1 protein-coding gene is annotated in these 232 nt (G+C 45.7%); it reads left to right on the top strand.

Annotated elements, in window-relative coordinates; all coding sequences use genetic code 11:
* A partial coding sequence (locus AAEZ05_RS30435; protein WP_350650417.1) for a M13 family metallopeptidase N-terminal domain-containing protein occupies positions 1–232 on the top strand: 232 nt, incomplete at both ends.

Below are 232 nucleotides of genomic sequence, written 5' to 3'. Positions count from 1 at the left end.
GCTTATGTGGATCATATCGCTAAAATGCTGGCTTTTGCTGGCATAAATGACGGCGAAAAACGTGCCCAGGCCATTCTTGTGCTCGAAACTAAAATAGCACAAGCCCAATGGCCTAGAGAAAAGCGCCGTGATCGCGACTTAACCTTAAACCAAGTTAAACGCGAAGATCTTGCTCAGCAATACCCAGGATTTGACTGGGATTTATACTTTGCGCAAACGGGTTACCAAGTAC

The sequence above is a fragment of the Pseudomonas sp. HY13-MNA-CIBAN-0226 genome, from assembly GCF_040310305.1.
Taxonomy (GTDB): domain Bacteria; phylum Pseudomonadota; class Gammaproteobacteria; order Pseudomonadales; family Pseudomonadaceae; genus Aquipseudomonas; species Aquipseudomonas gregormendelii.
The sequence above is the reverse complement of the archived record's forward strand: the minus strand, read 5'-3'. Positions and strand labels throughout refer to the sequence as shown.